The organism is Streptomyces sp. NPDC008163 (genome assembly GCF_042956885.1).
GTDB lineage: Bacteria > Actinomycetota > Actinomycetes > Streptomycetales > Streptomycetaceae > Streptomyces > Streptomyces drozdowiczii_A.
The window spans coordinates 164,633-184,941 of record NZ_JBIBHG010000007.1 but is presented as its reverse complement, the minus strand read 5'-3'; the positions used below and the strand labels follow the sequence as shown (position 1 = coordinate 184,941).

14 protein-coding genes are annotated in these 20,309 nt (G+C 73.1%); 10 read left to right on the top strand and 4 right to left on the bottom strand.

The window, feature by feature from the left end:
* Nucleotides 1-17: 17 nt before the first annotated feature.
* From ACFZAT_RS17790 to ACFZAT_RS17780, 3 genes are all read left to right on the top strand, one after another.
* Nucleotides 18-863, top strand: coding sequence for a DegV family protein (locus ACFZAT_RS17790; protein ID WP_391265166.1), 846 nt, complete (start codon nt 18-20; stop codon nt 861-863).
* A gap of 596 nt (nt 864-1,459) precedes the next feature.
* Nucleotides 1,460-2,191 (top strand): helix-hairpin-helix domain-containing protein, encoded by a 732-nt coding sequence (locus tag ACFZAT_RS17785; protein WP_391265165.1) that lies wholly within the window; start codon nt 1,460-1,462, stop codon nt 2,189-2,191.
* 29 nt (nt 2,192-2,220) lie between these two features.
* Nucleotides 2,221-4,986 carry a ComEC/Rec2 family competence protein gene (locus ACFZAT_RS17780; protein WP_391265164.1) on the top strand — a complete coding sequence of 922 codons (2,766 nt, stop codon included), beginning with the start codon at nt 2,221-2,223 and terminating at the stop codon, nt 4,984-4,986.
* 140 nt (nt 4,987-5,126) lie between these two features.
* Here the strand turns inward: ACFZAT_RS17780 and ACFZAT_RS17775 are convergent, their stop codons facing one another.
* Nucleotides 5,127-5,582, bottom strand: coding sequence for a pyridoxamine 5'-phosphate oxidase family protein (locus tag ACFZAT_RS17775; protein ID WP_391265163.1), 456 nt, complete (start codon nt 5,580-5,582; stop codon nt 5,127-5,129).
* Between the two features lie 278 nt (nt 5,583-5,860).
* Here ACFZAT_RS17775 and ACFZAT_RS17770 point away from each other — a divergent pair, with 278 nt between their 5' ends.
* Both ACFZAT_RS17770 and ACFZAT_RS17765 read left to right on the top strand, forming a co-directional pair.
* Nucleotides 5,861-6,667: an arylamine N-acetyltransferase gene (locus ACFZAT_RS17770; RefSeq protein WP_391265162.1), complete on the top strand. Its 807-nt coding sequence runs from the start codon at nt 5,861-5,863 to the stop codon at nt 6,665-6,667.
* 146 nt (nt 6,668-6,813) lie between these two features.
* Nucleotides 6,814-7,698, top strand: a complete 885-nt coding sequence (locus ACFZAT_RS17765; RefSeq protein ID WP_391265161.1) for a YceI family protein — start codon at nt 6,814-6,816, stop codon at nt 7,696-7,698.
* 38 nt (nt 7,699-7,736) lie between these two features.
* Here the strand turns inward: ACFZAT_RS17765 and ACFZAT_RS17760 are convergent, their stop codons facing one another.
* Nucleotides 7,737-7,982: a hypothetical protein gene (locus tag ACFZAT_RS17760; protein WP_391265160.1), complete on the bottom strand. Its 246-nt coding sequence runs from the start codon at nt 7,980-7,982 to the stop codon at nt 7,737-7,739.
* Between the two features lie 83 nt (nt 7,983-8,065).
* On the opposite strand from ACFZAT_RS17760, the gene holA reads away from it, so the two are divergent.
* Nucleotides 8,066-9,061 (top strand): DNA polymerase III subunit delta, encoded by a 996-nt coding sequence (gene holA / locus ACFZAT_RS17755; protein ID WP_330452222.1) that lies wholly within the window; start codon nt 8,066-8,068, stop codon nt 9,059-9,061.
* Nucleotides 9,062-9,417: 356 nt separating this feature from the next.
* On the opposite strand, the gene rpsT is transcribed toward holA, so the two are convergent.
* A complete protein-coding gene (gene rpsT / locus ACFZAT_RS17750) occupies nt 9,418-9,684 on the bottom strand; it encodes a 30S ribosomal protein S20 (RefSeq protein WP_018103239.1) in 267 nt (88 codons plus the stop codon).
* 214 nt (nt 9,685-9,898) lie between these two features.
* Here rpsT and lepA point away from each other — a divergent pair, with 214 nt between their 5' ends.
* The 4 genes from lepA (at nt 9,899) to hemW (ending at nt 17,279) form a co-directional block, all read left to right on the top strand.
* Nucleotides 9,899-11,773, top strand: coding sequence for a translation elongation factor 4 (gene lepA, locus ACFZAT_RS17745; protein ID WP_391265159.1), 1,875 nt, complete (start codon nt 9,899-9,901; stop codon nt 11,771-11,773).
* 215 nt (nt 11,774-11,988) lie between these two features.
* A complete protein-coding gene (locus ACFZAT_RS17740) occupies nt 11,989-13,878 on the top strand; it encodes an AMP-binding protein (protein ID WP_391265158.1) in 1,890 nt (629 codons plus the stop codon).
* Nucleotides 13,879-14,099: 221 nt separating this feature from the next.
* On the top strand, nt 14,100-15,992 hold the full coding sequence (locus ACFZAT_RS17735; protein ID WP_391265302.1) for a SpoIIE family protein phosphatase: 1,893 nt from the start codon (nt 14,100-14,102) through the stop codon (nt 15,990-15,992).
* A 45-nt stretch (nt 15,993-16,037) separates the two neighbouring features.
* Nucleotides 16,038-17,279, top strand: coding sequence for a radical SAM family heme chaperone HemW (gene hemW, locus ACFZAT_RS17730; RefSeq protein ID WP_391265157.1), 1,242 nt, complete (start codon nt 16,038-16,040; stop codon nt 17,277-17,279).
* Between the two features lie 95 nt (nt 17,280-17,374).
* Here the strand turns inward: hemW and ACFZAT_RS17725 are convergent, their stop codons facing one another.
* Nucleotides 17,375-20,242 carry an ABC transporter substrate-binding protein gene (locus tag ACFZAT_RS17725; RefSeq protein WP_391265156.1) on the bottom strand — a complete coding sequence of 956 codons (2,868 nt, stop codon included), beginning with the start codon at nt 20,240-20,242 and terminating at the stop codon, nt 17,375-17,377.
* Nucleotides 20,243-20,309 lie beyond the last annotated feature (67 nt).

The window sequence follows — 20,309 nt, the reverse complement described above, 5'->3', positions numbered from 1 at the left end:
CGGGTAACCTCCGGGGCATGTCCCGCCATGTCGCGATCGTCACCGATTCAACGGCCTACCTGCCGCCCGACACGATGCGGCGGCACGGCATCACGGCGGTTCCGCTGACCGTGGTGCTGGGCGATCAGGCCCTGGAGGAGGGCACCGAGATCTCGGCCCGTTCGCTGGCCCTGGCCCTCCAGAAACGCCGTTCCGTGACGACGTCCCGGCCCAGCCCCGAGGTCTTCGCCGCCACCTACCGTTCCGTCGCGGAGGCCGGTGCCGACGGCATCGTCTCGCTGCATCTGTCGTCGGAGTTCTCCGGTACGTACGACGCGGCGGTGCTCGCTGCGAAGGAAGCCCCGGTGCCGGTGCGCGTGGTCGACACGGGCATGGTCGCGATGGCCCTCGGCTTCTGCGCCCTGTCCGCCGCCGAGACGGCCGAGGCGGGCGGCGGCCTGGACGAGGCGGTGGCGGCGGCCGAGAAGCGCGCGTCGGGCACCTCCGCGTATTTCTACGTCGACACCCTGGACTACCTGCGCCGGGGCGGCCGGATCGGCGCCGCGCAGGCCCTCCTCGGCTCGGCTCTCGCGGTCAAGCCCCTGCTCCAGCTCGACGGCGGCCGGATCGAGCTCCTGGAGAAGGTACGGACGGCCTCGAAGGCCATCGCCCGGCTGGAGGAGATCGTCGCCGAGCGCGCGGGCAGCGGGCCCGTGGACATCGCGGTGCACCACCTCGCGGCGGCCGAGCGCGCGGAGCGGCTGGCCGAGCGGCTGCGGGAACGCGTGCCCGGCCTCGCCGACCTGCACGTCAGCGAGGTCGGCGCGGTGATCGGCGCGCACACCGGGCCGGGACTGCTGGGCGCTGTGGTCTCGCCGCGCTGAGGTGCCGGGTGGCCGGGGCGTGGGGTCCGGCTCCTGGCGTCCGGTGGCCGGGGGCGGGGGCTGGCGTTCGGGGTCCGGCGTTCGGCGTTCGCGGTCCGGCGTTCGCGGTCCGGCGTTCGGCGTTCGCGGTCCGGCTCTAGTGTCACTCTCCGGAGTGGTCGAGTTATGCACAATGGTCCCGTTGTCCACGGAAATCGCCTGTGCTCAGCGGGATTCGGCGGGACTGCCTAGCGTCCTGGTCCATGGCTTCCCGATCACATCGTGCAACCAGCGGACCCGGCGGACCGGGTGCGGGCCCCGGCCGCGCTCCGGATTCCGACGGGCGTCTGCGACGAGCGGCGCGCCCAGGACCGGGCCGCCGACGCCGGACCACGGCCCGCGCGGAGGCGGCCGCGGCGGCGCGCGGCAGGGCCGACGCGCTGATGGCGGGCGGGTCGCAGGGCCGCGTCGCGCGGTGGGGGATCGGTGCGGCGGTGCCCGTTGCCGGGCCGGCTCAGGACACGGTGGGGCCGTTGCCTTCCGCTCCTGCTTCCGTTTCCGCTCCGGTTTCTGCGGCGCCCCGTGTCTCGGGCGGTGATGCGGAGGCGTCTGCGGGTGTGGCGGGCGCGGCGCCCGTGGGGCGGTGGTCGGCGGCCGTGTTCGCGGTGCGGGAGCGGTTGCCGATGTGGGTGCAGCTCCGATGCGGCCTGGAGCCGAAGACGCTTGCCGCGCTCGCCGTGGTCCTGGCCGCCGCCGCCGTTTTCGCCGGGATGCACTTCTGGTCCGCCCGGCCCGAGGGGGTCCGGGCGCCGGACATGGTCGGTGAGGCGGTGCACGCGCCTGCGCCGGAGGACGGGGCGGACGCGGAGCCGGACGGAGGCGGTCGGCCCGAGCCGTCCCCCGGTCCCGCTGCGGGTCCGGGCGGGCAGATCGTGGTGGACGTCAGCGGGAAGGTGCGGGACCCGGGGCTGCGCCGGCTGCCCGCCGGATCGCGGGTGGACGACGCGCTGACGGCGGCGGGCGGGGCGCGGCCCGGGACGGACCTGGCGGGGCTCAATCGGGCCCGGGTGCTCATGGACGGCGAGCAGATCGTGGTGGGCGCGCCGCCGACCCCGGTTCCGGCCCCCGGCGTGAGCGGTCCCGCGGCTGACGGGGGCGGGCCGGTGAGCCTGAACACCGCGACGCCGGAGCAGTTGGAGGGGCTTCCGGGCGTGGGGCCCGTCCTCGCCCAGCACATCGTGGACTACCGCACGCAGCACGGCGGATTCCGGTCCGTGGACGAACTCCGCGAGGTCAACGGGATCGGCGACCGCCGGTTCGCTGATCTGCGGCCCCGGGTGCGGCCGTGAGCGCGGGGGGCGCTATTGGGGCGCCGGGGGTGCGTGCGGAGCCGGGCCGCGGCTCGGCGGCGGAGGACCATGAGGCGGCGGACATTCACGCGGCCTCGGGCAAGCGGCTGGGACTGTCCGACCCCCGGCAGGAGGGCCCGGCCGACCTCCGGTTGCTCGCCCCGGCAGCGGCGGTCTGGGCCGGTGCGGGGCTCGCGCTGGGTGTTCCGGGGCGCTGGGCTGCGATGGGGGTGGTGCTCTGCCTGGGGACGGCGATGGTGCTCCTCGCGGTGGGCCTCCGGCGATCCCGTGCGGAGGGCGGGGGCGACGCGGTGGAGGGCGGGGCGCGGGGCGAAGGCGGCGCGGTGGGGGTGCGAGGTGGGGGAGGTGAGGCCGGTGGCGGTGAGGCAGGGGCCGTGGGCGGTGGGGTTGGTGGCGCCGGGGTGCGAGGTGCCGGCGGTGGGGTTACCGGCGCCGGAGTGAGGGCCGGGGGTGGTGAGGTTGGTGGCGCTACGGCGCGGGGTGTAGCGGTTGCCGTGCCGGGTGTCGGGCGGACGCGGTTGCGGGCGACGGCCGTCGCGGCGGTGTTGCTCTGCGCGGCGGCCGGGGCGGCGTCCGCCGCGTTGCACGGTGCCGACGTGCGCCGGGGCCCCGTGCCCGGACTGGCCCGGCAGTACGCGCGCGTCCAGGCGGAGATCACCCTCACCTCCGACGCCCGGCGCACGTTCCCCCGGGTGAGCGGCGACCACAGCACGCCCGCATCGCTGCTCCTGGACGCGGAGATCACCCGGCTGACGCGGGCCGACGGCACGGCCGTACGGCTGCGGACGCCGGTCCTGGTGATCGTTCCGCCGGGCGGCGCGGCGGCCGCCTGGCAGCGGCTGCTGCCCTCCACCAGCCTGCGGATCGCTGGGCGGCTGGCGCCTCCGCTGCACACGGGAGAACGGGTCGCCGCCGTACTGAGGCCCGACGGCAAGGCCCCGCCCAGGGTGACCGGGCCGCCCAGCCTCCTCCAGCGCACGGCGGGCCGGCTGCGCGCCGGGCTGCGCGAGGCCACCGACAAAATGGGCCCGGACGCACGGGCATTGCTGCCCGGCCTGGTCGTCGGCGACACATCACGGGTCACCCCCGAACTGCACGACGCGTTCAGGGCGACCGACCTCACGCATTTGATGGCGGTATCAGGATCGAACCTGGGCATCCTGCTCGTTCTGCTCATCGGGCCGCCCGGCCGGGCGCTGCGGGCCGAGCGCGGGGGACTGGCGCCCAGGCTCGGGATCTCCCTGCGGATGACCGCACTGCTCGGTGGTGGGCTCACGCTCGCCTTCGTCCTGGTCTGCCGGCCCGAACCGAGTGTGCTGAGGGCCGCCGCGTGCGGGCTGATCACGCTCCTCGCCATCGGCACCGGGCGGCGCCGGACGCTGATCCCCGCGCTGTGCGCCGCCGTGCTGCTGCTGGTGCTCTACGACCCGTGGCTGGCGCGCAGTTACGGCTTCGTGCTGTCGGTGCTGGCCACCGGAGCCCTGCTGACCCTCGCCCCGCGCTGGAGTGAGGCGTTGCGCCGGCGCCGGGTGCCGCCACGGCTCGCGGAGGCGCTGGCCGCCGCGGCCGCCGCGCAGGCGGTGTGCTCGCCCGTGGTGGTGCTGCTCGCCTCCCGGGTGAGCCTGGTGGCGGTCCCGTGCAATCTGCTGGCGGAGTTCGCCGTGGCGCCGGCCACGGTCCTCGGGTTCGCCGCGCTGACCCTGGCGCCGGTGGCGATGCCGGCGGCCGGGCTGCTCGCCGGGGTCGCGGGGTGGCCCGCCGGGTGGATCGCCTCGGTGGCCAGGACCGGGGCCGCTCTCCCCGGGGCGGAGACCGACTGGCCCGACGGCCTGTCAGGGGCCGCGCTGCTGGCCGCCGTGATCCTGGTCCTGGTACCGGCCGCGCGCTGGGCCGGGCGGCGCCCGTGGGTCTGCTCGGCCACCGTGCTGTTGCTGGTCCTCGCGGTGCTCCGGCCCGCGCCGTTGACCCGGGTGCTGACCGGGTGGCCGCCGCCCGGCTGGGCGCTCGCCGTGTGCGACGTCGGACAGGGGGACGCCCTGGTGCTCGCGGCGGGGCGGGGCTCGGGCGTGGTCGTGGACGCCGGCCCCGATCCCCGCCCCGTCGACCGGTGCCTGCGCGAACTGGGCGTCAATCGCGTCCCGTTGCTCCTTCTCACTCACTTCCACGCCGACCATGTGCGGGGCCTCCCCGGCGTGCTGCGCGGCCGGGCGGTGGGCGCGATCCAGACGACGAGCCTGGACGAGCCGCCGGAGCAGGCCGCGTTCGTCCGGAGAACGGCGGCGGGGGCCGGTGTGCCCGTGCTGCGGGCCGCCTCTGGTGAACGGCGGCGGATCGGCGAGCTGGACTGGCAGGTGCTGTGGCCTCCGGGGGCGGCGGACGCGGCCGGTCCCGCCCCGTACGACGTTCCGCAGGACCCGAACGACGCGAGTGTCACCCTCCTCGTGCGGACCGGCGGGCTCACCCTGCTGCTGCCGGGCGATCTGGAACCGCCCGCCCAGCAGGCGCTGCTGCTCAGCCATCCGGACCTTCCCCGGGTGGACGTGCTCAAGGTCGCCCACCACGGCTCCGCGCACCAGGACGACGCCCTGCTGAGGTCCGTCCGGCCCAGGTTCGCGCTGGTGAGCGTGGGCCGGGACAACCCGTACGGGCACCCGGCGCCCCGGACCGTCCACACGCTCGCGGAGCAGGGGGCGGTGGTGCTGCGCACGGACAGGGACGGGGCGATCGCGGTGACCGGTGCGGAAAACGGGCTGCGGGCGGTGGGGCGGTCATGACGAGGTACGCGGCGAGGCGGCGGACGGCGCTCTCCGCCCCGGACCGGACGGGAGGCTCGGAAGCCACCGGGGCGCCCGGAGCCCCGGGAACCACCGGACCGGGAGCCACCGGAGCCTCGGAAGCCACCGGGGCGCCCGTCTCATACCAGCCAGTGCCCGTCGGTCATCAGGTCGCGGCCGGGCTGCTCGTTGGACTCCCGCCAGGCCCGGACCGCGTACGGGGTGAAGCGGAGGTACACCCAGGCGGGGCGCCCCCGCAGGTCCCAGGAGAACTTCGCGGCGAACGCGTCGCCCGACGCCGTCGGAAGGTCCGTGCCCTCGACCACCTCGCCCCTCGCCTCGATCATGACCACGTCGCGGGTGTGGCCCAGGGCGATGTGGGCGCGGCCGTCCGGTGTCAGGTTGACCGCCGTCGGGTTGGCGCGCCGGGTCGCCATCAGCAAGGTCTCCCCGTCCCACACGAACCACAGCGGCACCAGGGTCGGCGCCCCGTCGGCGGAGGCCGTGGACACCCAGGCGTCGGTGTCCTTCTCCAGGCGTTCGAGTACGTCCTGCTTGCGCTGTTCGCGGCTGCGCGCCGGTTCCGGAAGAGGCATGCCGCGCACGCTAACCGGCGCCCCGACCACGTAACACCGTCGTCGGACCTAGGACCTGTCGTCACATTGCGGTCTGCCGGGCGACGCCATGCACGCACTCTCGCCGCACCGGCCCCAGACCCCAGTACATCCAGTACAGGCGTCTGGGGCCGGCACGCCGAGAGCACGCGCCTGACGCCGCCCGGCCCGCCCTCCGGGCGGACGACGGCAATGTCACGACAGGGCCTAGGACCAGTGGCGCATGGCGCGCGGCCGGGGCGGCGGCGGAGACTGGCCCCATGGACCCGCAGTTGCCGCAGACCATCGACGCCTACCTGGACCGTATCGGTGCCGCCAGGCCCGCGCGCCCCGACATCTCGGCGCTGCGCGAGCTGCAACTGCGCCATCTCGTCGCCGTGCCCTTCGAGAACCTCTCCATCCACCTCGGCGAGGACATCGTGCTGGAGGACGGACCGCTCCTGGACAAGATCGTGGCCCGCCGGCGCGGCGGCTTCTGCTACGAACTCAACGGCGCGTTCGCCGTACTGCTGCGGGCACTCGGCTTCCGCGTCACCCTCCTCCAGGCCCGGGTCCACGGCGACGGGGGGCGGCTCGGCATCCCGTACGACCATCTGGCGCTGCGCGTCGAGACGGAGGACGGGACCGGGCCCTGGCTCGCCGACGTCGGCTTCGGTGACCATGCCAGGCGCCCGCTCGCGCTCGACGACCGCGCCGACCAGGAGGACCCCGGCGGCGTCTTCCGGATCGCTCCGGCCCCGGGCGGCGAGAAGTCCGGGGATCTCGACGTCCTCTGCGACGGCACGCCCCGCCTCCGGCTGGAGCGGCGGCCCAGGGAGCTGGCCGACTTCCGGGCCGGCGCCTGGTATCACCGCACCTCGCCCGACTCCCACTTCACCCGTGCCCCGGTCTGCTCGCGCAGTACGGACGACGGCCGGATCACGCTCAGCGGCCGCAAGCTCCTCACGACGGTGGGCGGCGAGCGGCACGAGACGCCACTGGGCAGCGACGACGAGGTGCTGGCGGCCTATCGGGACCACTTCGGCCTGCGCCTGGACCGGCTGCCCGGAAAATCGGACCTTCGGTAACACCTGCGCCCAAGCCGTCGCGACCCGCTCTGTTTGCCTCGAACGCCTCAATGGTGGTCGAATGCATGCTCGTCGGCGGGCCGCTGCTCCGACAACGACGTCTGCCCTCCGGCCCGAGGTGAGCGAGTGCCCGGGAGCGTGTGGAGATGTTCGGCCGTTGGTTCGGAAACAAGGGTGCGACGGGTGCCGCTCGGGGCAACCTCCTCGCCGGACTGGTGGTGCCGGACTCGGCGGGCGTGCTCAGCTGCCGGGTGCTCGACCCGGTCAACGAGCCCGTCGCGCTGGCGGAGTTCGTACTGACGGACCGGGCGGGACGCAAGGTGGTCGGGGGCGAGACCGACCCTTACGGCAGTGTCATGGCCACGGTTCCGGCGGGGGAGTACCGGCTGGCCGTCACGGCGGAGGGTTTCACGCCCTTCCACGGTTCGGCCACGGTCACCGAGGGCGGCCATGCGAGCCTCGGCGATGTGACCCTTCAGATCGCCGCCCCGCCGCAGTTGCCCGAGCCGGGCGACTGGGAGATCGAACCGATGCACTCGCAGATCGGTTTCACCGCCCGGCACATCGGGATGGCCCGCATCCACGGCCGGTTCAACACCTTCGCGGGGGCGGTGCGGATCGCCGACCGCATGGAGGACTCGGCGATGCACGTGGTCATCGACGCCGCGTCGATCGACACGAACGTGCAGATGCGCGACGACCATCTGCGCTCCAGCGACTTCCTGGACGTCGGGCGCTATCCGACGCTGGAGTTCTACAGCGACCGCTTCGTGCACCGGGGCGGGACCCGCTGGGGTGTGAGCGGTGCGCTCACGCTGCACGGGGTGAGCCGTACGGTGGCCCTCGACACCCAGTACCTCGGGCTCGGCAACGGCATGGAGGGCGAGTCCCGGGCGGCCTGCCGTGCCACCACGCAGTTGCACCGCGAGGACTTCACGCTCACCTGGCAGACGATGCTGGCCCGTGGCATCGCGGTCGTCGGCCCGAGCATTTCCATCGAGATGGACGTCCAGATCGTCCCGAAGGGCTGAGTCCCCGCCCCCCGGGGCCGGTCCCGATGGCGCCGGTTCTACGGCGCCTCCAGCCACCCCTCGTACTCCGCCGCGAACGCGTCGAGCGCCGCCGGGTCGAGACGGTGGTCCGGGTCCTCCACGACGACCAGCCACTGGGCGTCCTCGGCGTCGTCCTCGCCGGCCAGCGCGTCCCGCACGAGCTGCGGTTCGTCGGCGACGCCGAAGCGGTCGGCGAGCTCCTCCGCCGCCTCCTCGGCGGCATCGCGGTCGGGCAGCACCAGCACGTGTCTCTCATCGCTCACGTGCTCATTCTCCGGTACGGGGGAGGGGGCGGCGGACCCGGCCGCGACCGGGCTGTCAGTGGCCCGTGGGATGCTGGACGGCGATGGCCACCAGAAGGAATTCCACCGACGATCCGCTCGCCCCGCTCACGCTCGCCGTGGGGCAGGAGGACCTCCTCCTCGACCGCGCCGTGCAGCAGGTGGTGGCGGCCGCGCGCGCCGCCGACGCCGACACCGACGTCCGGGACCTCACCCCCGACCAGCTCCAGCCGGGCACGCTGGCCGAGCTGACCAGCCCCTCGCTGTTCGCCGAGCGCAAGGTCGTGGTGGTGCGCAACGCGCAGGATCTGAGCGCCGACACCGTCAAGGACGTCAAGAAGTATCTGGACGACCCGGTCGAGGAGATCACCCTCGTCCTGCTGCACGCGGGCGGCGCCAAGGGCAAGGGGCTGCTCGACGCGGCCCGTAAGGCGGGGGCCCGCGAGGTGGCGTGCCCGAAGACGACGAAGCCGGCCGAGCGGCTGTCCTTCGTGCGGGGGGAGTTCCGGGCGCTGGGGCGGTCCGCGACGCCCGAGGCGTGCCAGGCGCTGGTCGACTCCATCGGGAGCGACCTGCGGGAGTTGGCGAGCGCGGTGTCGCAGCTCGTCGCGGACATCGAGGGCACGATCGACGAGGCGGTCGTCGGGCGCTATTACACGGGGCGGGCCGAGGCGTCCAGCTTCACGGTCGCCGACCGGGCGGTCGAGGGGCGGGCGGCGGAGGCCCTGGAGGCGTTGCGCTGGTCGCTGTCCACGGGGGTGGCGCCCGTCCTGATCACGAGCGCGCTGGCGCAGGGTGTCCGGGCGATCGGCAAGCTGTCCTCGGCACGCGGGGGGCGGCCGGCGGATCTCGCGCGTGAGCTGGGCATGCCGCCGTGGAAGATCGACCGGGTGCGGCAGCAGATGCGGGGGTGGACGCCGGACGGCGTCGCCGTGGCACTGCGGGCCGTCGCGGAGGCGGACGCGGGGGTGAAGGGGGGCGGGGACGACCCCGAGTACGCGTTGGAGAAGGCGGTGGTGGCCGTGGCGGGGGCCGCGCGGGGCGGGCGTAGCCCGCGGTAGGGGGCGCGCGCGCTCGTCCTCAAGCGCCGGACGGGTTCGAACGTGCCGTTCCGTCGTCTTCAAGCGCCGGACGGGTTCGAACGTGCCGTTCCGTTGTCTTCAAGCGCCGGACGGGTTCGAACGTGCCGTTCCGTCGTCCCCACACCGGACGGGCTGGGTGGTGCCGGGCGGGCGTGGACCCGCGAAATGCCGACGCCGAAGGCCCCGTCGCCCTGGGGAAAGGGCGGCGGGGCCTCGGGTTCAGATGGGTGCGTCGCACCCGCGTGGCGAACGCAGGTTCGGTGTGCGGCGCGGGGGCCGGGGCGGAGCGGGGTAGAGGGCCCGCTTGATCCGTTCCGGCGGTGGGATCAGATCGCTCAGCCCTGGAGGGTGGCAGCCTTGGAGGCCAGCGCCGACTTCTTGTTGGCGGCGGCGTTCTTGTGGATGACACCCTTCGAGACGGCCTTGTCCAGCTGGCGGGACGCGGCGCGCACGGCGACGGTGGCCTTCTCGACGTCGCCGGCGGCGACGGCCTCGCGGGCCTTGCGGATCGCGGTCTTGAGCGACGACTTGACGGCCTTGTTGCGCAGGCGCGCCTTCTCGTTCGTCTTGTTCCGCTTGATCTGGGACTTGATGTTCGCCACGAAAGAGCCTTTTCAGGTTCGTTGGATCTTCGATGTGTGTCCGTGCGGCCCAAGAGCCACATGGCACAGCTGTCCACGGTAGCAGGAGCGGTCCGACCGGCCCAAACCGGTCGCCGCCCCGCAGGCGTGGGACGATGGAGGCTACGTACAGATCCGCCCCGACCCGAACCGACCCGAGACACGGCGTCCGGCGTCTCAAGAATCAGGACCCTGCGTGCCCGCGACTCCTCTCCACGTGCCCGAGCCGAGCCGTACCGACCCGGCGCTGATCCGCAATTTCTGCATCATCGCGCACATCGACCACGGCAAGTCGACCCTTGCCGACCGGATGCTCCAGCTCACCGGGGTGGTCGACCAGCGGCAGATGCGCGCTCAGTACCTCGACCGGATGGACATCGAGCGCGAGCGCGGCATCACCATCAAGTCCCAGGCGGTCCGGCTGCCCTGGGCGCCGACCACCGGTGAGGGCCAGGGCAGCACCCATGTCCTCAACATGATCGACACGCCGGGCCACGTCGACTTCACCTACGAGGTCTCCCGGTCGCTGGCCGCCTGCGAAGGCACGATCCTGCTGGTCGACGCCGCGCAGGGCATCGAGGCCCAGACCCTGGCCAACCTCTACCTGGCGATGGAGAACGACCTCACCATCGTCCCGGTGCTCAACAAGATCGACCTGCCGGCCGCCCAGCCCGAGAAGTTCTCCGAGGAGCTGGCCAGCCTCATCGGCTGCCAGCCGGAGGACGTGCTCAAGGTCTCGGCCAAGACCGGCATGGGCGTGGACGCGCTGCTCGACCGCGTCGTCCGGGACATCCCGGCGCCCGTCGGGAACGCCGACGCGCCCGCCCGCGCGATGATCTTCGACTCGGTCTACGACTCGTACCGGGGCGTCGTCACGTACGTCCGTGTCGTCGACGGCTCGCTCAACAAGCGCGAGCGGATCCGGATGATGTCGACCGGCGCCACCCACGAGCTGCTGGAGATCGGTGTCTCCTCGCCGGAGATGACGCCCTCCGACGGCATCGGCGTCGGCGAGGTCGGCTACATCATCACCGGCGTGAAGGACGTCCGGCAGTCCAAGGTCGGTGACACGATCACCTCGCTGAACAACGGCGCGACCGAGGCGCTGGGCGGCTACAAGGACCCCAAGCCGATGGTGTTCTCCGGGCTCTACCCGCTGGACGGCTCGGACTACCCGGACCTGCGCGAGGCCCTGGACAAGCTCCAGCTCAACGACGCCGCCCTGGTGTACGAGCCGGAGACGTCCGCGGCGCTCGGCTTCGGCTTCCGCGTCGGCTTCCTCGGCCTGCTCCACCTGGACGTGGTCCGCGAGCGGCTGGAGCGCGAGTTCGGCCTCGACCTCATCGCCACCGCGCCCAACGTGGTCTACCGGGTCGAGATGGAGGACGGCACCGAGCACACCGTCACCAACCCGAGTGAATTCCCCGAGGGCAAGATCGACAAGGTGCACGAGCCGGTCGTCCGGGCCACGGTCCTGGCGCCCAGCGAGTTCATCGGCGCGATCATGGAGCTGTGCCAGCAGCGCCGCGGCACCCTCCTCGGCATGGACTACCTCTCCGAGGACCGGGTCGAGATCCGCTACACCCTTCCGCTCGCGGAGATCGTCTTCGACTTCTTCGACCAGCTGAAGTCCAAGACCCGCGGTTACGCCTCCCTCGACTACGAGCCCACCGGCGAGCAGTCGGCCCAGCTCGTCAAGGTCGACATCCTGCTGCACGGCGACAAGGTCGACGCGTTCTCCGCGGTCACGCACAAGGACAAGGCGTACGCGTACGGTGTGCGCCTCGTCGCCAAGCTGCAGAAGCTCATCCCCCGGCAGAACTTCGAGGTGCCCATCCAGGCGGCCATCGGCTCCCGGGTCATCGCCCGCGAGACCGTCCGCGCCATCCGCAAGGACGTCCTCGCCAAGTGCTACGGCGGCGACATCTCCCGTAAGCGCAAGCTGCTGGAGAAGCAGAAGGAAGGCAAGAAGCGGATGAAGATGGTCGGCAACGTGGAGGTGCCGCAGGACGCGTTCATCTCCGTGCTGTCGACCGACGAGTCCGCCGGGGAAGGCAAGACCAAGAAGTAGTCCCGGCAGGACAGGCGGCCCCCGTATCGCAGGCAGCACGCTGCGACGCGGGGGCCCGTTCGTTATCAAGCGGGGTCCGATTGCCTCTTACGCGGGGCGCGCGGGCGCTCTACCCTGATCACGACTTCTTAGTTACTCGCCAGTTAAGCAAGCGGGATCGCAGCACGTAGACGCAGACAGCAGCAAGCACCATCGCCGCAGGCCCGGAGGATGTCGTGAGCGACACACAGACCATGATCGATAACCGTCCGCCCTCCGTGGCGACCCTCTTCATCGACCGGGTGGCGGCCACCCCGGACGGGGAGGCCTACCGCTACCCGGTGCCCGCGGCGGGCGGCGACGGCCCCGACGAGTGGAAGTCGCTCAGCTGGGCGCAGGCCGCCGAACGGGTGTACTCCGTGGCCGCCGGGCTCATCGCGCTCGGCGTGAACCCGGAGGAGCGCGTCGCCCTCGCCTCCTCCACCCGGGTCGAGTGGATCCTCGTCGACCTCGGCGTCATGTGCGCGGGCGCCGCGACCACCACGGTCTACCCCTCGACCAACGCCGAGGAGTCGGCGTTCATCCTCGCCGACTCCGAGAGCCGGGTCCTGATCGCCGAGGACGCCGTCCAGCTGGCCAAGGCCCGCGAGCGCCGCGCCGAGCTCCCGAACCTCGCCCACGTCGTGGTCATCGACCCGGAGGGCGCCGGTCCGGCCGAGGGCGATCCGGAGGGCTGGGTGCTCACCCTGGCCGAGCTGGAGGCCCTGGGCACCGAGCACCTGGCGAAGAACCCGGAGGCGGTCCGCGAGCGCGTCGACGCCATCACCGCCGAGCAGCTGGCGACCCTCATCTACACGTCGGGCACCACCGGCCGCCCCAAGGGCGTACGGCTGCCGCACGACAACTGGTCGTACATGGCCAAGGCGACCGTCTCCACGGGCCTGATCACCAAGGACGACGTCCAGTACCTCTGGCTGCCGCTCGCCCACGTCTTCGGCAAGGTCCTCACCTCCGGACAGATCGAGGTCGGCCACGTCACCGCCGTCGACGGCCGCGTCGACAAGATCATCGAGAACCTGCCGGTCGTCCAGCCGACCTACATGGCCGCCGTGCCACGCATCTTCGAGAAGGTCTACAACGGGGTCGCGGCCAAGGCGCGCGCGGGCGGCGGGGCCAAGTACAAGATCTTCCAGTGGGCGGCCGGCGTCGCCCGCGAGTACGCCCGGGTCTCCCAGGACAACTTCCGGCGCACCGGCAAGGCGTCCGTGCCCTTCGCGCTCGGCAGCAAGCACAAGGTCGCCGACGCACTGGTCTTCGCCAAGATCCGCGAGGCGTTCGGCGGCCGGCTCCGCGCCTGCGTCTCCGGCTCCGCCGCGCTCGCCCCCGACATCGGGCTCTTCTTCTCCGGCGCCGGCATCCACATCCTGGAGGGTTACGGCCTCACCGAGTCGAGCGCCGCCTCCTTCGTCAATCCGGGCGAGAGCTACCGCACCGGCACGGTCGGCAAGCCGCTGCCCGGCACCGAGGTGCGCATCGCCGACGACGGCGAAATCCTGCTGCGCGGCCCCGGCATCATGCAGGGCTACCAGGGCCTGCCGGACAAGACCGCCGAGGTGCTGGAGGCCGATGGTTGGTTCCACACCGGCGACATCGGCGAGCTCTCCGTGGACGGCTACCTCCGGATCACCGACCGCAAGAAGGATCTGATCAAGACGTCCGGCGGCAAGTACATCGCGCCCGCCGAGGTCGAGGGCCAGTTCAAGGCGGTCTGCCCGTTCGTCTCCAACATCCTGGTGCACGGCGCGGACCGTAACTTCTGCACCGCGCTGATCGCCCTGGACGAGCCCACCATCCTCGGCTGGGCCGCCGAGAACGGCATGGAGGGCAAGTCGTACGCGGACGTCGTGGCCTCCCCGAAGACCGTCGAGCTGATCGACGGCTATGTGAAGCGGCTCAACGAGGGCCTTCAGCGCTGGCAGACCATCAAGAAGTTCCGGCTGCTCCCGCGCGACCTCGACATCGAGCACGGCGAGGTCACGCCCAGCCTCAAGCTGAAGCGGCCGGTCGTGGAGCGCACGTACAAGGACCTGATCGAGGAGATGTACGCGGGCTCCCGCGAGGCCTGACCGGCGCCCGCGCCACCTCCGTACGCCTCCCGAAAGCCCCCCGCGCGCTCCGGCGCGGGGGGCCGGCGCGTTCTCGCCGCACCCTCTTCACCACCCACTTCGGTAACTCGGCGCGTATGTGAAGGGCCGATCTGTCACTCTGTCCGTGTCGTCAGCGGCGCACCACGGAGAAACAGGCAGAGCGAGAACAGGTCAGGAGCCGCCCTGTGGGGTCCATTCCCTTGCAGCGGGACATCGTGCAGCGTCCCGGAACCACCGCCGCCACAGGCACACAGCCGGTCGCCCGGACCAGCCTGCCCGGCAACCTCCTCGCGCCCGCCGCGGCCCGGAGGTTCGTCACCGCCGCGCTGGAGGAGTGGACCGGCCTCGGGCTGCCCGCCGCGGTCGGGTTCAGCGAGCGGCTGTCCGATGACGCCGCGATGATCGTCAGCGAGCTGGTGACCAACGCCGTCGTCCACGCGGGCACCGCGGTCGACCTCCTCTTCCGGCTGGAGGAGGCCACCGAGGACGAGCAGTCCGCACTGGTCCTGGAGGTTTCCGACCACCACCCCGGCCGCACCGTGCGCGGCGACCACGCGCACAGCGCCGAGGGCGTGGGCGAGCCCGCCGACTACGGGCGCGGCCTGGACATCGTCGCCGCCCTCGCCGAGCGCTGGGGCATCACCTACCGCACCGGTACGAAGACCGTCTGGGCCCGGCTCCCCGTCGACGACTGGAATCCGTTCCCCGAGGGGCGCGGCGAGACCGGGCTCGACCGCGGGCTGCGCGCCGCCGAACTCCTCGCCCCCTCTGCCCGGCGCACCGGCCGCGACGACGGGGACTGGGCCGGGCGCGGTGCGCTCTCCTTCCTCGCCGAGGCGTCCGACCTGCTGGCCGGGCAGCTGGACGAGGACATCGTGGCGGCCCTCGCCGGACAGTTACTCGTCCCCCGCCTCGCCGACTGGTGCGCGATCTGGCTGGAGCCCGAGAGCGGCGGCCCCGCGGCCGTCCCCCGCCTCGCCAAGGTCTGGCACGTGGACGAGGAGCACATCGGGACGCTGCGCGCCCTCCTGGAGGGCCACCCGCTCCGGCTCCCCGAGCGCGTCGGCACCGGCGCCGTCTCCATGCCGTGGCCCGGCAGCGGGGAGGACGGCGAGCCGCCGGACGGGGAGGAGGGCGTCGCCTTCGCCTACCGGATCACCTCGGGGGGCCGCACCCTCGGGGCCGTGCTCCTGGGCCGCGAGTCCACCGACCGCCTGCCCGACGAGCTGACGGCCCTCATCGAGGACTTCGTGCGCCGGGTCGGCCTCGCCGTGGGAGCCGCCCGCGCCTACACCCGGCAGGCCACCATCAGCCGCATCCTCCAGCGCGGGCTACTGCCCAGCAAGGTCGCCCAAATACCGGGAGTGGCCAGCTCCCTCGTCTACGAGCCGAGCGACGACGGCGTTGTCGGCGGTGACTTCTACGACATCTTCCCCTGCCCCGGCGACCGCTGGTGCTTCGTCCTCGGCGACGTCCAGGGCAGCGGCCCCGAGGCCGCCGTCGTGACCGGCCTGGCCCGCCCCTGGCTGCGGCTGCTGGCCCGCGAGGGCTTCCAGGCCGACGAGGTCCTGGTCCGGCTCAACCGGCTGCTCCTGGACGACGCCATGGAGGCCGCTGAGGCTGCCGCGCTCATGGTCGCCGCCGCCGGGGGCCAGCACTCCGCGGACAACGGCGGGCAGTCCCGCTTCCTGTCCCTGCTGTACGGGGAGCTGGTGCCGCTGCCCGGCGGCGGCGCCCGCTGCACCCTGGCCAGCGCCGGGCACCCGCTGCCGCTGCTGCTGCGCCCGGACGGCACCGTGCGGCCCGCCGCCGAGCCGCAGCTGCTGCTCGGGCTGATGGACGACGCCGTTTACGAGACCCAGAGCTTCGACCTGGCGCCCGGGGACAGCCTGCTCTGCGTCACCGACGGAGTCACGGAGCGCCGCTCGGGCGGGCTGATGTTCGACGACGGGGACGGGCTCGCGCGGGCGCTCTCCGGCTGCGCGGGGCTGAGCGCGGAGGAGATCGCCGAGCGCATCAAGCACGCCGTGCACGACTTCGCCGAGCGGCCGCCGGACGACGACCTGGCGCTGCTGGTCCTCCAGGCCGAGTAGCGCCGGTCCGGGGCATGGCGTCCGTTTGCCGGGCGGCGCGCGACAATGGGCGGTATGCCTTCCGTACTGCCCGATGGTGAACCCGTGCCCGACGACGGGGCGCTGCCCCGCCATGCCCTGGAAGGCGCAGCCGGCCGCCCGCTCGGCTTCTACCTGCACGTGCCGTACTGCGCGACCCGCTGCGGCTACTGCGACTTCAACACCTACACGGCGACCGAGCTGCGCGGCTCCGGCGGCGCGCTGGCCTCCCGCGACAACTACGCCTCCCACCTGACCGGCGAGATCCGCCAGGCGCGCAAGGTCCTCGGCGACGACCCGCGCCCGGTCCGCACGGTCTTCGTCGGCGGCGGCACGCCGACCCTGCTCGCGGCGGCCGACCTGGTCCGGATGCTGGCCGCCGTCCGCGAGGAGTTCGGGCTCGCCGACGACGCCGAGATCACCACCGAGGCCAACCCGGAGTCCGTGGGCCCGGCCTACCTGGCCGAACTGCGCGAGGGCGGCTTCAACCGGATCTCCTTCGGCATGCAGAGCGCCCGGCAGCACGTCCTGAAGATCCTCGACCGCACCCACACCCCGGGCCGGCCCGAGGCGTGTGTGGCCGAGGCGCGCGCGGCCGGCTTCGAGCACATCAACCTGGACCTGATCTACGGCACCCCGGGCGAGTCCGACGACGACTGGCGCGCGTCCCTGGACGCGGCGATCGGCGCCGGGCCCGACCACGTCTCCGCGTACGCGCTGATCGTGGAGGAGGGCACCGGTCTCGCCCGCCGCATCAAGCGCGGCGAGATCCCGATGACCGACGACGACGCGCACGCCGATCGCTACCTCATCGCGGACGAGGCGATGGCCGCCGCCGGCTACTCCTGGTACGAGGTGTCGAACTGGGCCCGCACGCCCGAGGGCCGCTGCCTGCACAACGAGCTGTACTGGCGCGGAGCCGACTGGTGGGGCGCCGGGCCGGGGGCGCACAGCCACGTGGGCGGCGTGCGCTGGTGGAACGTGAAGCACCCGGGGGCGTACGCGCAGGCGCTCGCCGAGGGGCGCTCGCCGGGGGCCGGGCGCGAGATCCTGTCCGCCGAGGACCGCCGCGTCGAGCGCATCCTGCTGGAACTGCGGCTCGTGGACGGCTGCCCGCTCTCCCTGCTGGCCCCCGCCGGCCTCGCGGCGGCCCGCCGGGCGGTCGCCGACGGCCTCCTGGAACCGGCGCCGTTCGAGGACGGCCGGGCCGTGCTGACCCTGCGCGGGCGGCTGCTGGCCGACGCGGTGGTACGCGACCTGGTCGACTGAGCCCGGCGCACGCTCAGGGGCGTACGCACCGGCAAGGCGTACGCCCCCGAGCCCGCCCCGTGCGGGGACTCAGGCATCCGCTCCGAGCCCCCCGCTCACTTCAGCGGGCACTTCGGCGGGTCCAGTTCCACCTTTCCCGCCGCCCGGCCGCAGATGATCCGGGCGTGGCTCCGGCCGTCCGGGTACGTGATCTGCACGACGTCCAGACCGTGCCCCGCCTGCGCCTCGTACGGGATGAAACCGCGGAAGGTGATCGTCCCCGTGGGCATGGACCGCAGGTTCACCGCGTACAGGTTCGCCCAGGTCTCCGCCGCGCTGTTCACGGCGTCGCCGTGGCTCGCCGCGTCGTACAGCGCGGCCGTGGCGCTGTACGACATCACCGACTGGCCGCTCGCGAAGAGCGGGTCCTCGTACGGCTTCGACTCCGGCAGGCGGGGGAGCGTCACGCCCTCGGGCAGCAGCTTCCCCAGGGCCCGGTGCGACTCCTCGTAGAAGCCGCCGGCGCGGCCGCGGCCCATCGGCGCGAGGGCCGTGTGGTACAGCGTGACGTTCTTCGTGGTGTCCGTGCTCGCGTCGAGCCGGGCCTTGGTCAGGTCGTCGCCCGTGAAGACGGTGATGGGGCGGCGGGAACAGCTGTGGGCGAGCCGGCTCATCAGGTTGGCGACATCCTCGACCCGGCCCGCGAAGTACAGCGCGTCCGGTGCCGGGTCCGCCGCGCAGATCTGCTGCACCGGCCGGTCCAGGTCGGCGCTGCTGCGGCGGCCGAGGCCGTATTCGACCGGCTCCGAGAGCGCGAAGCCCGCGTCCTTCAGCATCGCGCCGCCCACCTTGCGCTGCTCCACCGTGTAGCGGTCCTTGTCGTTGTTGCCGAGCTTGCGCGACAGGACCAGGGCCCGGGGCTTGTGCGTGCCGGGCGCCTTTGCCGCCACCTGCTCCGCTATGAGGCCGAGGGTGTCCGCCTGCTCCTGGTCCGTGGCCGCCAGGCCGAAGTAGTTGGAGTAGTCCGTCGCCAGATAGCCGCCGGAGTTGGTGGTGTCCACCACGGGCAGGCCCGCCCGCTGGAGGAGCGCGGTGGCCTCCGGGCTGTCGGTGGTGTCCCGGCCCAGCCCGACCACGCCGACGACCGAGGGATCCCTTTCGGCCACTTCGATGATCTTCTTCACCGCCGGTATCTGCTGGAGCATGTCCTGCCCGCCGTTGGCGGTCAGCACCCGCAGCTTCACGGAGAAGTCCAGCGTGTTGGTGTGGTGCTGGTACAGATAGACGCCGGTCAGCTCCTCCAGGGCCTTGCGGGTGCCCTCTGCGGACGGGGCGGTGAACGGACCCGCGTAGATCAGCGTGACGTACTTGTCGCCCGGCTCGATCGCGGCGTTCTCCTCGGCCACCGCCCGCTCGATCCGGTCGAAGGTGATCCCTGCCCCGGCCCCGTCCAGCTCCAGGTCGTTGCCCTCGGCGAAGCGCACCCGGGTGGACGTCGCGACGCCGATGCACTCCTTGTCCCCGCCGTCCGGACCGAGCCGCACCGAGTCCGTGTCGACGTCCGTGAGCGGCCCGTGGCAGTAACGGTTCGCCAGGTGGTTGCTCAGCAGCATCGTGCCCAGCAGCGCACCGGCCACCAGACAGGCGACCGTCGTCCGCGACATCACCCACCACACCCACGTCCTGCGCACCCGCTGCGTGGACAGCTGGGCGTGCGCGTGCTCATGGGTCAGCTGGGCCGTCGACAGCGGCAGCCGCAGCACCCAGGCGGGCGTGGCCGTGCCCGAGGGCGACTGGCCCACGCTGAGGTGGCCGACCCAGTCGTCGTACCGGGCCCGCGCCGCACCCGTGTGCGCGGGCGGCGGGTCGGGCGGCAGCGGCGGGGTGTGCCGCAGGATCTCGGCCGCCGGGAGCGAGGCCAGCAGGAGCAGCGGATCGACCTCGCTGCGCCGGGAGCGCACGTTGTTGACGGCGTTGATCAGCTGCACGCCGCCGTTGCCCTGGACGGCCCTCGGCAGGAAGACCACCGGCGGCACGGTCCGCTTGCCGCGCCGCCAGTCCGGGGCGTGCGGCCGGTAGTTGTTGCGCAGGTCCTCCAGCAGCGCCTGGACCCTCAGCTCCAGGTGGAACTGGCGGGACCGTTCGTCGCCCGCCGCCGCGTCGGCCACCCGCCCCGCGACCACCGCCGCCCGCGCCCGGATCACCCGCCACGAACCGCTGGGCGAGAGCCGGGACCAGCCGTCCGACGGATAGCCGGTACTGGCGGCGGCCAGCGACGAGGTGGTGGCGAACCACTTGCTGGCCCGGCGCAGCCACAGCAGCGGCGGCGCCGACGTCGTCAGCAGCCGGACCACCGCGAGCCCGAGGACCGCCCCCACGGCCACCAGCACGGTCGGCAGCCAGCCGATCTCGCCGAGCAGCACACCCAGGACCGCGATGACCACGGCCCCCACGAAGGTCTCCGGCCGCACCGACTCCCGGAGCGCCGTCCACCAGGTGCCCCGGCGCCGCCCGGTCCGCCAGCGCAGCGCGCTCAGCTCCGCCAGGATCCGTTCGTCGCGCTGGTCCCGGGAGCAGCCCGGATCCGGGTCCCGCAGCACCGCCTCGGTGGCCTGCTCGATGGCGCCGAGCAGCCGGGAACGGGGGAAGGTGAACGGCTTGTACTGCGATCCGCCCCGGGTCTCCCACGGCTTCTCGGTCAGCGTGCGGACCATGTCGAGCGCCGCTTCGTACGGGGAGTCGCCGCGCCCGCCGAGCAGGCGCAGGGGGACGCGGCGCGGCTGGTTGGCCCGGTGGACCTGGCGCACGATCTGCTCGACCCGGGCGTCCACGTCGGCCGGCACGTCGGCGTCGGCGGCCTGGAGGACCACCAGGGGCATCACGGGCCGGTTGTCGCGGTAGCCGTCGATGAGCTGCTGCACGAAGTGGAAGACGGCGGAGGCCGCCTCGTTCTCCGCAGTGTCCCGCCAAACCTCGCGTGCCATCGCCCCCGTGCCTTCCCTCGCGAAAAGAGCCTGGCCCCCTCAATAACCGATGATGTGTGCGAGGCGC